The organism is Promicromonospora sp. NPDC090134, from assembly GCF_044746965.1.
Taxonomy (GTDB): Bacteria; Actinomycetota; Actinomycetes; order Actinomycetales; family Cellulomonadaceae; genus Promicromonospora.
In genome coordinates this window covers 283,609-297,254 of the sequence record NZ_JBIVCZ010000009.1, presented here as the reverse complement: position 1 = coordinate 297,254, position 13,646 = coordinate 283,609, and the positions used below count along the sequence as shown (strand labels likewise).

9 protein-coding genes are annotated in these 13,646 nt (G+C 73.1%); all 9 read left to right on the top strand.

The annotated features are described in order from the left end of the window. The first annotated feature begins 437 nt into the window (after positions 1–437). Positions 438–3,131 carry a hypothetical protein gene (locus ACIPN7_RS23435; RefSeq protein WP_400548010.1) on the top strand — a complete coding sequence of 898 codons (2,694 nt, stop codon included), beginning with the start codon at positions 438–440 and terminating at the stop codon, positions 3,129–3,131. A 202-nt stretch (positions 3,132–3,333) separates the two neighbouring features. Then, positions 3,334–4,521 (top strand): substrate-binding domain-containing protein, encoded by a 1,188-nt coding sequence (locus ACIPN7_RS23430; protein WP_400548007.1) that lies wholly within the window; start codon positions 3,334–3,336, stop codon positions 4,519–4,521. Positions 4,522–4,676: 155 nt separating this feature from the next. Next, positions 4,677–6,068 (top strand): Ig-like domain-containing protein, encoded by a 1,392-nt coding sequence (locus ACIPN7_RS23425; RefSeq protein ID WP_400548004.1) that lies wholly within the window; start codon positions 4,677–4,679, stop codon positions 6,066–6,068. Between the two features lie 163 nt (positions 6,069–6,231). After that, positions 6,232–7,095: an Ig-like domain-containing protein gene (locus tag ACIPN7_RS23420; protein ID WP_400548001.1), complete on the top strand. Its 864-nt coding sequence runs from the start codon at positions 6,232–6,234 to the stop codon at positions 7,093–7,095. 412 nt (positions 7,096–7,507) lie between these two features. Continuing rightward, positions 7,508–8,758, top strand: a complete 1,251-nt coding sequence (locus ACIPN7_RS23415; RefSeq protein ID WP_400547998.1) for a hypothetical protein — start codon at positions 7,508–7,510, stop codon at positions 8,756–8,758. Further along, positions 8,755–9,585 carry a hypothetical protein gene (locus ACIPN7_RS23410; RefSeq protein ID WP_400547995.1) on the top strand — a complete coding sequence of 277 codons (831 nt, stop codon included), beginning with the start codon at positions 8,755–8,757 and terminating at the stop codon, positions 9,583–9,585. Before ACIPN7_RS23415 ends, ACIPN7_RS23410 begins: the two co-directional genes overlap by 4 nt. Next, entirely contained in the window at positions 9,582–10,607 is a 1,026-nt protein-coding gene (locus tag ACIPN7_RS23405; RefSeq protein WP_400547992.1) for a sortase, read from the top strand. Before ACIPN7_RS23410 ends, ACIPN7_RS23405 begins: the two co-directional genes overlap by 4 nt. Before the next feature lie 13 nt (positions 10,608–10,620). Beyond that, the gene (pstB, locus tag ACIPN7_RS23400; RefSeq protein ID WP_400547989.1) at positions 10,621–11,592 is read left to right on the top strand and encodes a phosphate ABC transporter ATP-binding protein PstB; all 972 of its coding nucleotides are present in this window, start codon (positions 10,621–10,623) and stop codon (positions 11,590–11,592) included. Beyond that, a complete protein-coding gene (locus ACIPN7_RS23395) occupies positions 11,589–13,637 on the top strand; it encodes a protein kinase (protein WP_400547986.1) in 2,049 nt (682 codons plus the stop codon). The genes pstB and ACIPN7_RS23395 overlap by 4 nt, the downstream gene beginning before the upstream one ends. Positions 13,638–13,646: the final 9 nt, after the last annotated feature.

The following is a 13,646-nucleotide window of genomic DNA, read 5'->3' as shown; positions in this document are numbered from 1 at the left end:
TCAACGGGCATTTCGTGCGCATTCCTCCGGGCCGCGACGCCCGCTCCGATGAATGGTGCACCGAATACGGCGCGCGTGATTCTCGAAAGGGGTGAAACTCCTCCCGCGCATCAGCCGCGGCGTGCCCGGGCCCCCTGGCGCGCGCCCACCCGAAAGGAGGGGACCCGCCCCCTCCTTTCGGGTGGTGTCCTGCGCGGACGCAGAGTCGGACGGGCGTGTCGGAAGCGCGGGACGGCGGGGGCGACTGCGTGTGTTTCCGCGGGGCCTGCGACCTGCGAAACGTGTCGTTCATCTGGCGTCCGCCAGCGGGCCGTCAATTCTCAATTGCCTGTCCACCATTTCAATGGTTGCCAATTTCGGCAGCCGGCGGCAATGCTTTCCGCGTCCGGTCCGGTGCGAGCCGGGGACACCGCGCACAAGTCGAACGGGGAACCGGGATGAAGCTCCGCAGCCGCACGATCAGCGCGCTCAGCGCCGTCGTCGCGCTGGCCTCGGCCGGGGGGCTCGTGGCGCTGTACGCGCCGTCGGACGCGCGGGCCGCCGGCGAGGGGGGCGACTCCGCGGTGACGGTGAGGTGGGCCGGGGGCAACGGCGAGCTGCAGCAGTTCCAGCCGGACCGGTCGGGGATGGTCGACGACGCCGACGGGTCGGGACACTGGGACGACTTCAAGGACCTCGAGGTCACGGTCTCGCAGACCGAGCACCTCACCGACCAGGCGGTGACGCTGACGGCGTCGGGCATGAGCCCCACGGTGCTCCAGGGGCAGCCGAACGGCGCCAGCAGCTTTCTGCAGGTCATGCAGTGCTGGGGTGACGACCCGAACGCCACCGACTTCGCGGAGACGTGCCAGTGGGGAGGCTATTCCGTCAGCGACGTCGGGGGCACCACCTCGAAGGCCTCCGAGCTGCTCGGGCAGGTGGCGAGCTGGACGGCCGGCCGGGACGGGACCGTGTTCCGTAGCGTGGGCGGCGACGTCAGCACCCCGGTGGTGCCTCCGGACGGCGCCGGTGCCAATGCCGGTATCGGAGCGTTCTTCGTGGCGTCCACCTCGAACGAGCTTCCGATCGTCCCCATCTCCGCGGACGGAACCGCCAAGGCCAGCATGGTTGTGCAGACCGGTGCCGCACAGCCCTACCTCGGCTGCGGTGACCCGGAGGCGGCCGGTGAGCGCTGCTGGCTCGTGATCGTGCCCCGCGGTACGCACTCAGGCTCGCTCGCCGACGGCACACCGTGCATGGACGTGCTCACGCCGGGGGCGTTCGGTGAGGGCACCTTCGAGCAGAAGGGCTCCCCGATCGCAGAGCAGTGCACGTTCTGGGACAACCGGATCGCCGTGCCCCTGGACTTCGACGATCCCTACCAGTCCTGCCCGCCGGGGTCGGCGGAGCGGCGGGTCGTGGGCAGCGAGCTGTTCGCGGAGGCGTCGTCCTCGTGGCAGCCGGCGCTCTGCATGGGGGACGACGGCGCTACCTTCAGCCTGACGACGAACTCGGGCGACCTGGCCCGGTCACAGCTGCTCAACGGGCAGGCTGACCTCGCCGCGGTGTCCGAGCGGCTGACCCCGGACACCATCGGCCCGTCGGACCCCGCTCTCCTGGATGACGCGGACCTGCGGTACGCGCCCCTGGCGAACACGTCGGTGGCGATCGGCTTCGTCGCCGACGGGCCGCGGGATCTCGAAGGCGGTACCGCCGGGACGGTCCATACCGATCTCAAGCTCACCCCGCGCCTCGTGGCGAAGTTGCTCACCCAGTCGTTCAGGTTCGACGTGCCGCAGGTCGCGGGCGCTTGGGGGGCGTCGATAGTGGGCGAGTCCTTTGAGTTCCTGGGCAGCGACACGATCGTCGAGGACGAGGAGTGGCAGGCGCTGGGCAACCCGGAGCTCCGTTCCAACAGCGCTCGCGCCGTCTGGCTGGTCGTCGGGCCGCAGGGCGACGACGCGATCCGGCTGCTGTGGGATTACGTGCTCGCCGACGCGGACGCCGTGAAGTTCCTCGGTGGTACCCCGGACCCCTGGGGGAACACCGTGAACCGGTACTACCTGCCGCCGGACCACCCCGACGCGGCAGGGGGCGGTACCGACCTCCTGAGCGCGCCGCTCGACATCTTCCCCAAGGCCGACCGATCCGTGGCTCCGAGCAAGGAAGTGGCTGCGACCGAGAACCGCGGTCTTCAGCTCGACTCGACGGCCTACTCGCCCTACTCAGGTTCCTTCGAGGCCAACGCTGCCCGGGTGCTGCGCGCGGACCGGCGGCTCACGTTCTCCTGGGACCCCAACGTGTTCGTCGGCATCGGCACGAAGGGCGCCTGGACCGTCGGCGCCCCCGATCTGGCTGGTAGCACGCTGGGTCGCCTGGCGCTCGGCCCCGTGACCGCGCCCGCTGCGGAGCTGTACGGGCTGAACACCGCCCGGCTCGCGCTTCCGCTCTCGGACGTCACCGACGCCGACAGCGTGGAGTCCGCCCGCGAGTTCGTCGCCTACGACGACGAGACGGTCGCGGCCGCGATCGCGGCACAGCGGGTCGACGGCCGGACCGGGGTGGCGGTGAACGACCCGGCTGCCCTGCCGTCGGGAGCGTATCCCCTGGCCACCACCCTGTACGCGGCGGTCAACCTCGAGTCCGAGACCTTGGTCGACCAGGCGCGCACGGACTACGCGGGCTTGCTCGACCACGCCGCGGGCGACGGGAACGTGCACACGGGCGCACGGGGCGGCCTGCCGGAGGGCTATGTGCCGCTCACCCAGAACCAGGTCGACCGGGCGCACGCGCTTGCCGACCTCCTCCGCGCCCCGCGGAGCGACGACCCACCCGACGGCGACGGCCCGCCCGGTGGTGGCACCGGCGGGGGCGGGAACGACGGCGCCGGCGGGCCGGACGACCCGGCGGACGCCGAGGCGACGGTGCCTGTCCCTGTGGGCGGCGACGACCCGGCGGCCGACGACCCGCCGTCGGATCCGGGTGCCGACGGCGGACCCGGGGACGGCTCCACGATCCGGAACGAGGCGGCGGCAACCGAGGACACGGCACCGCTGACCGCATCCGTGGCGCTCGGCGGCACGCTGATCGCCGGCCTGGCCGGCATGGTCGGCGCCCCGTTCCTCATGCGACGGCGAGACCTGACCGGCTGACCCGGCACATGCCCGGGGTGTTCGGTTGCCGAGGGCCGGCAGCGAGTACAACTCCACACAGGTTTCCGTGCGGGCAATACCCCCGCCCGCACGTGGAAGGCCCCTCACCCGGGGCGCGAAAACCAGGGTGAAGGGCCGTGTCCGTAAGGACACAGGTCGCACGCGACCTTTGGGGGGTCACCCTAGATGGAAAGGCATGCACATGTCTATGCACCACCTGCGCGGGGCCCGAGCGCTCCTCGCCGGCGCGGCGACCGCTGCGCTTCTCCTGGGCGGGGCGCTCGGCGCCTCGGCTGACCCGATCAACCCCTCCACCGGCACGGTCGACCGGGCGCGTCCGGTCGACGGTGTCGGCTCTGACACGACCCAGGACCTGAACAACGGCCTCGCGGCCGTGGTCACCAACGGTGGCCAGCTGGTTCTCGGCTCGTGGGACGCGACGGGTTCCGCGACGATCCAGACCCGGACCGGCGGGGCGACCTTCGCCCGGCCGAACGGCTCCAGCAACGGCGTGAACGCGCTCAAGGCGGCCAAGACGGGTGGGCAGTGGCAGGGCGTCACGCTGAGCAGCGCGGACCTCGGTTTCGCTCGTTCGTCGAGCGCGCCGTCGACCCCGGCCGCCAACGGCGCGTACTCGTACGTCCCTCTCGCGGTGGACGCGGTGACCTACGCGTCGGCCACGGCCGGTGTGCCGAACGGCCTGACGAAGGCTGACTTGACGGCGATCTACAGCGCGTCCAACGGTCAGAACGTCTCGCTCAGCAACGGTCAGACCTACACGATCGGCCTGGAGAGCAACGCCAACGCCGACATCGTTCCGTTCCTGCCGCAGACCGGCTCGGGCACCCGCTCGTTCTTCATCGGTCAGCTCGGCCTGAGCGAGGCCACGCTCGGCTCCGCCGTGGCGTGGACCTACTCCGGCGGCTCCGTCCAGGAGCACGACGGCGCCGCGCTGGCGGCCGTGACCGGTTCGATCGCGCCGTTCTCGATCGCGCAGCACATTGCCCAGGGCAAGTCGGCCGTGCTGTCGAACCTCTACGGCGTGACCGTCCTGGACCGGCGCCACGGTGCGGTGCTGCACACCGTCACCGCCAACGGCTCGGCGGTCTCGCCGACCAACCCGAACGGGACGCTGAACACCGCGTTCCCGATCGCTCGCCCGGTGTTCACGGTCGTGCAGCACGCCGAGCTCGGCACGAACGCCAACCTGGAGGCCGCGTTCGCCGGCGCTGACGGTGCCGTCTACACCGCCACGTCGGACTCGGGCTCCTACACCATCGAGGACTTCGGCTTCGGCTCGCTCATCAACCGCGCCACCGAGGCCAACGGCGTCACCATCAACGGCGTGGTCTACCGCGCCGGCGACGCCGAGTCGCTCCGCAGCAACTGACGGAACACGTCAGCTCCGGCTGACCGGGTGCGCGCCCTGAGGGCACATGCACCTGACCGTTCTACGCGTCGCCCCGGCGGGGAAACCCGTCGGGGCGGCGCCCCGGTCGCGCTGTGCGCGCCGGTCCGCCAGCCCGACTGACGACAAGGAAAACCATGCGAAAGACGATGACCCCTCGCACGGGGCTTGCTCTGGTTGCCGCTGTGGCGGTGGCCCTGACCGGACTGACCACCACGACCGCCCAGGCGCTGGCGCCTGGCCTCGACCCGGCCGACCGGCTCGGCGCGATCACCTTCGACGTGCAGCAGGGAGAGATCTCCGGAACGGGAAGCCCGCAGCGGCTCACCACCGAGACCGGCTGCCCCGAGGGGTTTCGCCGCTCCTCCCGGGTCATGTTCATCTGGCCCGACGGCACGTGGACCACCTGGTCGGTCTCGCACACGCCGGCGCTGGTGCACGCCCCGGCCAGCGCCGCCGAGATCCCGGCCGGCAGCGGGCTGGACGGTGCGGCGATCGATCGGCGCAACGCGAACCCGGACAACAACTCGCTCCGGTTCGCCGCCCGGTGGAACGTTACCGGCTTCACCGGTCAAAATTTCGACGGGCACAGCGGTGTCGCGACCTACGTGATCACCTGTGACCCCGGCTCCGCGCCGGACGAGACCTTCCCCCCGTACGAGGAGGGCGTGGGCGACTCGAAGTACTTCTCCACGGACGTGCGGATCGAGTGGAACGACGGCGGCTTCGGCGGCGCCGGGACATGGGAAGCCGTCCCAGACAGCCCCGTCGAGAAGGTGGATACCACCACGGCGCTCACCCCGACCGCAGGCAACGACGGGTCGGTGACGCTCACCGCCGCGGTCGCCCCGGGCGCCGCGACAGGCGAGGTGACCTTCACAAACGTGGCCACCGGCGCCACCGTCGGCACGGACACGCTGGCGGGCGGCAGCGCGTCGGTGAACGTCTCCGGTCTGGAGGCGGACACCCGGTACACGTTCCGCGCGCAGTACGCGGGCGACACCACGCACAACTCCTCGACGTCGAACGACGCGGTGGTGACCACGGTCGGCGAGCCCGTCCCACCGCAGCAGACCAAGGTCACGGTAACTATCCCGGCGTCGGCGCAAGGGCTGCGGTTCACCGTCACCCCGGGTGGGGTCGCCCTGGCCGAGGCAGAGCTGGACGGCGAGGAGTTCGTGGCCACCGGTGCCCTGCAGGAGGTGCGGGTCACGGACACCCGCTCGGACCGCAAGGAGTGGACGCTCAACGGCCGCACCTCCGACTTCGACGGCCCGGGCGAGGCCGCGATCGACGGCTCCGCCCTGGGCTGGGAGCCGGAGCTGGTCGGGACCGGCAACGCCGGCACCGCCGGCGCGGCCGTGACGCCGGGTGCAGGTGGCGGTCTCTCGTCCGACAAGCCGCTCGCCCAGGCGCCGGCCGGCGTCACCCAGTCCGAGACCCGGGTGAGGGCCGGGGTCACGCTCCGCGCTCCTGCCGACACCCCGGCCGGCGACTACGCGGCAACGCTCACGCTGACCCTCATCTGATCCGGCCCGCCAGCTCCGGCCGCCAGTTTCCCGTGCGGGTGCCGTCCCCCGCCCGCATGCGGAGGCCCCTCACCCGGGGCTCAATCCAGGGTGAGGGGCCGTGCCCGCAGGGCACAGGTCGCACGTGACCTTTGGGGTGAATTCTACAGCAAAGGCAGGATTCATGTCTCACACCACTGTCAGCCGGGTGGCCGCGGGGCTCGCGGCCGCGCTGACCCTCGTGGTCGGGGCCGCACTGGCCGCCCCGGCCGCGCAGGCTGTGAACCCCGTGCTCGACGCCGACAACCGCCTGGGTGGCATCACCCTCGACACGACCGCCGGTGAGATCTCCGCCGCCGGTGGCCCCCAGTCCCTGGCCACGGAGGTGGGGTGCCCGGAGGGGTACCGCGGCTCCTCGCGCGTGCTCTTCGTCTGGCCGGACGGCACCTGGCCGTCGGCCGTGTCCGGCACCAACACCGGCCTGCCCGCGCTGGTGAAGCTGGCCGACTCCGAGATCGTCGGTTCCGGCCTTGACGGCAACGCGATCCTCCGGACCGGTACCTCGGCCTCCCGCTGGGCCGCCTTCGGCTTCCCCGCAAGCCAGTTCGACGGGCACAGCGGCGTCGCCACCTACGTGATCACGTGCGACCCGGGCGACGTCCCGGCCGACACGTTCCCGCCCGCCGGTGACGGCGTGGGCGCCTCGAAGTACTTCTCGGTGGACGTCCGGCTCGCATGGAACGACGAGACCAACACGGGTACTTGGGAGCACGTCAAGGAGACCACCACCACGACGCTGACGGCCAAGGAGCACTGGAGGTCGGCCACGCTGACCGCCACGATCGGCCCGGACTCCGCGACCGGCACGGTGACGTTCAAGGACGTCGCCACGGGCAAGACCGTCGGGACCGGCACGGTGACCGACGGCGTCGCGACGGTCAAGGTGACCGACCTGAAGCTGTGGAAGACGTACACCTTCCGCGCGCACTACTCGGGCGACGCGCTGCACGACGGCTCGGTGTCCGACAAGGTCCGCGTGAACTGCTGACGACCTGATCGCCGGCAGAACCTCCGGGGGTGGCCCCGGTCCGCACGCGGCGGGCCGGGGCCACCCCTGTGCCCGTCCCCTCCGTCCGAGCGGGGATCACCCCATCCATTCGGGTGGTCCTCGGGGCGCGGACGGTCCCGGTGGTGGCCGCAGGCCGGCGGGTGCCGCCAGCGAGGTTCGCGGTAAAACCGCAGGTCAGAGCGCTGTGGTCGGGGACGGGGTGGCCTTGTCCACGCGCTGTCCATCTGGGCGTCGCCGCACGTCAACGTGCTCTCCGCCTCCGCGATGTTTGCCCGACCGGACGGGCCGTCACGATGATTCCACTGTCCAGACCGGCGCTGTCAGAACAGCCGCGCCGGCACGCACACTGCGGTCCGGCACAGGGCCGCGACCGGGTCTGGAGAACCTCACGATGATCGCCCGAAGGACCCTTGCGGCCGGCGCTCTCGCCGCCGGGGCGCTCGCCGTCCTCTGGGGCACGGCAGTGCCGGTCTCGGCAGCGCTCGCGCCCGCCGCCGTCGTGCACCGTGCCCTGCCGAGCGCGACCCTGCCGAGCGCGACCGACGACCGCGAGGTGACCTGGAGCGTCCAGCCCTCCGGCCCGGAGGGCCCCGACGGGCGCACGGAGCTCACGTATGACGTCGCGCCCGGCACCACCGTCAGCGACCGGGTCTCGGTGTCCAACTACTCGGACCGCCCGGCGTCGTTCCGCGTCTACGGCGTGGATGCGACCACCGACTACGACACCGGCGCCTTCACGTTGATCGGCGCCGACCAGGCCTCCACCGGCCTGGGCGCGTGGACGTCGGTGGACTCGGGCGCCGCCGTCTGCCCGGACACGGACGACGACGCCGAGGCGGGCTGCGCCGCCGGGCTCGGCGTCGAGGTGAAGCTGAAGCCGGGCGCCCGGGCAGACCTCCCGTTCACTATCACCGTCCCGCACGACGCAACGCCCGGTGACCACGCGGCGGGCATAGTTGCCTCGTTCCGCTCGGGCGGCGCGGGCGGCGACGGCTCGGCCGTGCAGGTGGAGCAGCGGGTCGGCACCCGCATCTACCTGCGGGTCGACGGGCCGGTGCAGCCCGAGCTAGCCGTCACCGGCGTCGTGGCCGGGTTCGACGGTGTCGCCAACCCGTTCGGGGCCGGCAGCGCGACCGTCGGGTTCGACCTGACGAACACCGGCAACACCCGGCTCTCCGGCGACCCGGAGGTGCGGATCACGGGGCCCTTCGGAATCGACCTCGGGTCGGCCGACGTCGACCCGGTCGAGAACCTGGTGCCGGGCGGCACCGCCCACGTCGTGGCCGAGGTACCCGGCGTGGCACCCGCGCTGCTCCTGTTCGCCGACCTCACGGTCACGCCCGTCGCTGCCGAGAGCCCGGGCAAGGGCTCGGACGAGGACGAGCTGCCCGCGCCGGTGAGGGCGGCGGCGCAGGCGTGGGCAGTGCCGTGGCCGCTGGCGGGGATCGTGCTGGTCCTGGCTGCGGCGGCCTGGGGCGTCGTGGCCTGGCGGCGCCGGTCCCGGCGCCTGCTGGGCGAGGAGCTCGCCGCCTACACCGAGCGTGTCCGGGCGGAGGCGCTCGCCGAGGCCGGGTCGGTGGCGGTCGGCGCCGGCCCGGCCGCCGGCCACGCGAGCGACCACGAGAGCGAGGCCCTGCGATGAGACTCCGGCACCTGCGGCTCACCGGGGTCGCCCTGGCCGCCGTCGTGCTCCTGCTCGGCCCGGCCGGCGTCGGGCACGCCGACGAGTCCGAGGACACCGGGATCAGCGTGACGATCCCGAGAACCGACCCGTCGGACAAGCCCACGGACGAGTCCACAGGTGAGCCGACCGACGATCCGACGCCGGGGCCGAGCGCGCCGGGTGATGGCCCGGGCGACGGCGACCCGGGCGACGGCGGGGGAGCCGGGGGCGGTGCTGGAGGAGGTGGTGACGGTGACGGTGGCGGGACGGGTGACGGCGGCGGCTCCGCTGACCCCACCGACCCGCCCGACCCCGCGCCGTCGGACGACCCGGCCTGCGAGCCCGCCGAGCCCGCGGTCCCGCAGGAGCCGGCCGCGGACGGCGAGCCCGCAGGGCTGGACAAGGACGTCTACCTGGCCGGACAGCAGGTCACCGTGACCGCGGATGGGTTCGGCAAGGACGAGAAGATCCAGCTCGTGCTGTTCGCCGCGCCGCAGATCGTCGAGACGATCCGGGCCGACGGCGCGGGCGTGGTCGAGGCAGTCCTCACCGTCCCGTCGGGGACGACGTCGGGCCCGCACGCGCTGCAGCTCACGGGCTGGTGCGGCGACGTCGCGCTGGCGGAGCTCCTGGTGGGGTCGGCCGGTGACGCCTCGGGCGCCGGGGGCATACCGGCGTGGGCCTGGTGGGCCGGCGGCGGCGTGGGGCTCGTGGGCCTCGGCGTCGGCGGCTGTTACGTGGTGCGCCTGATGCGCGCGCCGGGCGCGGGCCTGCCGGCCGTCGGCGACGCGGGGGTGACGGCATGAGCAACCCGGTGACGAACGCGACCGAAAATGACGAGCAGCACCTGCCCGACAACCCCAGCCCGGCGCAGAGCGACGCGGCGAACCCGTACGCGGTGCGCAACTCGCTCGGCGCTCGGTACCGGAACGCCCGCCTGATTGCGGCAGCGGCCGCCGCCGGCACACGGGAGCTGGTCCCGCGCGACGGCCGCTGGTGGGCGGGCGCCGCGATCCTGACGGTGTCGCTGCTGCTGCTGGCGTTCGTAGCGCACGCGGCGATGTTCTCCGCGGCCCAGCACAGCAGGGCCCAGGTGCTGGCCTACGACGAGCTGCGGACCTCGCTGGCCAAGGCCGAGACGCCGGTCGGCCAGCTCGACCTGAACGGCGACCTGGTCGAGCCGGGCACACCCGTCGCGCTGCTGGAGATCCCGGCGATCGGCGCCTCGGAGGTGGTGGCCGAGAGCTCGACGTCGCGGGTGCTGCGGTCCGGCCCGGGCCACCGGCGCGACACGGTGCTGCCCGGCCAGGCCGGGACGTCCGTGATCCTGGGACGCCAGCTCAGCTACGGCGGGCCGTTCGCGAGCCTGGACCGGCTCGTGCCCGGCGACGAGATCCGGGTGACCACCGGCCAGGGCACGCACACCTTCCAGGTGTTCGGCCTGCGCCGCGCGGGCGACCCGCTGCCCGAGCCGCTCGGCCCCGGGCAGGGGCGCCTGGAGCTGATGACCGCCGACGGGCTCGAGCTGTTCCCGTCCGGCGTGCTGCACGTGGACGCGCAGCTGGTCTCCGACGTGCAGGAGACGCCCACCAAGGTGCTCGCCGAACCCGCGCTGCCCGCCGACGAACGGGAGATGGCCGGCGACGAGGGCGCCTGGTTCACCGCGTTCTTCGTGCTCGTGTTCTTCGCCGCCGCGGGGGTGGCCCTGTGGTGGCTGTGGACGTCGTGGGGGCGGTGGCACGCCTGGCTGATCGGCGTTCCCGTGCTGCTCGCGCTCGGCGTGACCTGCGCCGACATCGTCATGGACGCGCTGCCGAACTTGCTCTGAGAGGACACCTGACATGACCGCAGAGGACCAGACCGCCGGTGCCGTCGACACGGCGCCCGCCGACGTCGGGCGGACCGCCGCGCTGCCGGCGGCCGAACCCGTCGTGCCGTCGCAGGCCCCGCCGTCCGAGGCGTCGCCGACGAGCCCTGGTGCGGGGACCGGCCGGCCCGCAGCGCCGGGTGCGGCGCACCAGCCGCCGTCGGGCCGCGACCTGTCGGTGCTGGACGCGCGGAACGTGTCCGCGTGGTTCGGCTCGCACAAGGTGCTGGAACGGGTGTCGCTGACCATGCCGGCCGGCCAGGTGACCGCGCTGATCGGTCCTTCGGGCTGCGGCAAGTCGACGTTCCTGCGCATCCTCAACCGGATGCACGAGCTGGTGCCCATCGCTGCCCTGGCGGGCGAGGTGCGCCTGGACGGCGACGACATCTACGACCGGCGCAAGAAGATCCAGGACGCCCGCAAGGACATCGGCATGGTCTTCCAGAAGCCGAACCCGTTCCCGGCGATGTCGATCTACGACAACGTCGTGGCGGGCCTCAAGCTCACGGGCGTGCGCGCGTCGCGCGCCGAGAAGGACGAGCTCGTGGAGCGGTCGCTCACCTCGGCCGGCCTCTGGAAGGAGGTCAAGGACCGGCTCGCCCAGCCCGGCGGCGGTCTGTCCGGCGGCCAGCAGCAGCGGCTCTGCATCGCGCGGTCCCTGGCCGTGCGGCCCAAGGTCCTGCTCATGGACGAGCCCTGCTCCGCACTGGACCCCACTTCCACCCGCGTCATCGAGGAGACCATGGTGGAGCTGCAGAAGGAGGTGACGATCGTGATCGTCACCCACAACATGCAGCAGGCGCAGCGCGTGTCGCAGCAGTGCGCCTTCTTCCTGGCGGCGCAGGGCACACCCGGCGCGATCGTCGAGCACGGCGACACCGAGGCGATGTTCTCCGAACCGCAGGACGAGCGCACCTACGACTACGTCAACGGCCGGTTCGGGTGACGGACGGGTCCCTGGTCGGCGGACGGTACGAGCTCGGGGACCTGCTCGGCGTCGGTGGGACGGCGTCGGTGTTCGCCGCCACCGACACCTCCGCGGGGCGCCCGGTCGCGCTCAAGATCCTGCACCCGCACCTGAGCGCCGACGCCGCGTCGCGCGACGCCTTTCTCGCCGAGGCCCGGGCAGCGCAGGAGCTGCGGCACCCGAACATCGCCGCCGTGCACGACTCCGGCGTCCACGAGGATGCCGGGACCGTGCTCGCCTGGATCGCGCTGGACCTGGTCGACGGCGGCAGCGTGGGGGAGCGGGTCGCCGCCGGCGGACCCTTGCCCCCGGCCCAGGCCGCCGCGGTGCTCGACGGCGTGCTGGCCGCGCTAACGGCCGCGCACGCCGCGGGGCTGGTGCACCGCGACGTTTCCCCGGCGAACGTGCTGCTGCACCGTGCGGTCCCCGCTCAGGCGCTCCGAGCGGAGCACGTGCGGCTCGTCGACTTCGGGCTGGCCGACGCCGCCGGGCGCACCGCCGTCGGCCGCGGTGTGCTGCGCGCGGGCGAGGACGTGCTGCGGATCGGACCCGGGGCGGACGGGTCCGCGGTGACCGTGGTCCTTGATGCCGCCCGGGACCGGACACGGGGAGGTTCTGCCAGCGAGCCGAATGGAAGGACCGTCGTCGCCGGTCGGGCCGGTCAAGCAGGTGCGTCCGGCGGGGACCTCCGGACCGCCGCCGGCGGCGTCGAGCGAACCGTCGTCGGCAACCCGCAGTTCATGTCGCCCGAGCAGGCACAGGGCAGGCCTGTCCGCGTGGCCGGCGACCTCTACCAGGCGGGTGCGCTGCTGTACCACCTGCTCACTGGCCGCCCGCCCTTCCCGCGCGACACCGACGCCCAGGTACTCCATGCGCACGTGTCGGCGCCCCCACCCGTACCGTCCGCGCTGGTCCCTGCCGCCCGGGCCCTCGATCGCGTGGTGACGCGCGCCATGAACAAGACCCCGGTGCGACGGTTCCGGGACGCCGACGAGATGCGGGCGGCGCTCACGGAGGCGATGGGCCGGCCCGACCTGACGAACGAGGGCGCGACAGGTGCTGGGCTGGCCGGTGCCGGGTCCGCTGGTCTTGACGGGAGTGCGGGAGGCGTCGGTTCCGCGGGGGCCGGTGCGGCGGGGGTCGACGAGAGCGGGGTGGGAGACGGGTCGGGTTCCGTCCGGGTGGATGGTGCCGCCGGTGCCGATGCGGACGACGTACGAGGCGGCGGCGCTGGGCAGCGCAGGACGGGCGACCTCGAGTACCTGACCCCAGCCGAGCCTGAGCCGGTTCCTGCCGCGCGGGGCCGCGGCGGTGCCGCGGGCGTCGGTGCGGTGCTGCTCGGCCTGCTGGTCACGGGGATCGCGGTGTGGGCCGCCGTCGCCGCTCCCGGCCTGCCGCAGGTCGGGAGCTCGCCCTCGCCGAGCGCCAGCGCGGCTCCGACGTCGGCTCCTTCGGCGTCGCGGACGGCGAGCCCGACGGCCTCGGCGTCGCCGTCGACGGACCCGTCGCCGTCCCCGAGCGAGACCGCCGCGGCGCCGACGGCGAGCCCGTCGCCATCACCCGAACCTTCTGGGCGCGTGACCGCCGCGGCGCCGCCGAGCGATGACGGCCAGGTCGCGGTGCCGGTTCTGGCCGGGACACTCGCCGAGGTGCAGACGGCGCTGCGCGAGATGGGCCTGACACTCGGAGAGGTGACGCGCGCGAACTCCTCTGAGGTGTCCGGTTGGGTGCTTGATCAGCGGCCCGCGGCGGGGCGTTCGGTGCCGACGGGCACAGGCGTGGACGTGACCGTGTCGAGCGGGCGGAACGTGGTGCCCGTGGTGACGGGCATGACGCTGGGGGCCGCGACGGCAGAGCTGGAGTCCGCGGGTTTCGAAGCGATGCCCGACATTGCGGGGACATCGCCGCGCGTCCCGGTGGTCGGCACGGCACCGGGGGCGCGGACAGTGCTGCGTCTCGGTGTCACCGTGACGGTGCTCGTGGGTGAGCCCGAGCCGGAGCCGTCGGTTTCACCGTCGTCCTGACGTCCCTGA

Coding starts and splice junctions, on each gene's coding strand:
- pstB (WP_400547989.1), top strand. CDS start 10,621: ATGACCGCAGAGGACCAGACCGCCGGTGCCGTCGACACGGCGCCCGCC.
- ACIPN7_RS23425 (WP_400548004.1), top strand. CDS start 4,677: ATGCGAAAGACGATGACCCCTCGCACGGGGCTTGCTCTGGTTGCCGCT.
- ACIPN7_RS23435 (WP_400548010.1), top strand. CDS start 438: ATGAAGCTCCGCAGCCGCACGATCAGCGCGCTCAGCGCCGTCGTCGCG.
- ACIPN7_RS23405 (WP_400547992.1), top strand. CDS start 9,582: ATGAGCAACCCGGTGACGAACGCGACCGAAAATGACGAGCAGCACCTG.
- ACIPN7_RS23420 (WP_400548001.1), top strand. CDS start 6,232: ATGTCTCACACCACTGTCAGCCGGGTGGCCGCGGGGCTCGCGGCCGCG.
- ACIPN7_RS23430 (WP_400548007.1), top strand. CDS start 3,334: ATGTCTATGCACCACCTGCGCGGGGCCCGAGCGCTCCTCGCCGGCGCG.
- ACIPN7_RS23410 (WP_400547995.1), top strand. CDS start 8,755: ATGAGACTCCGGCACCTGCGGCTCACCGGGGTCGCCCTGGCCGCCGTC.
- ACIPN7_RS23415 (WP_400547998.1), top strand. CDS start 7,508: ATGATCGCCCGAAGGACCCTTGCGGCCGGCGCTCTCGCCGCCGGGGCG.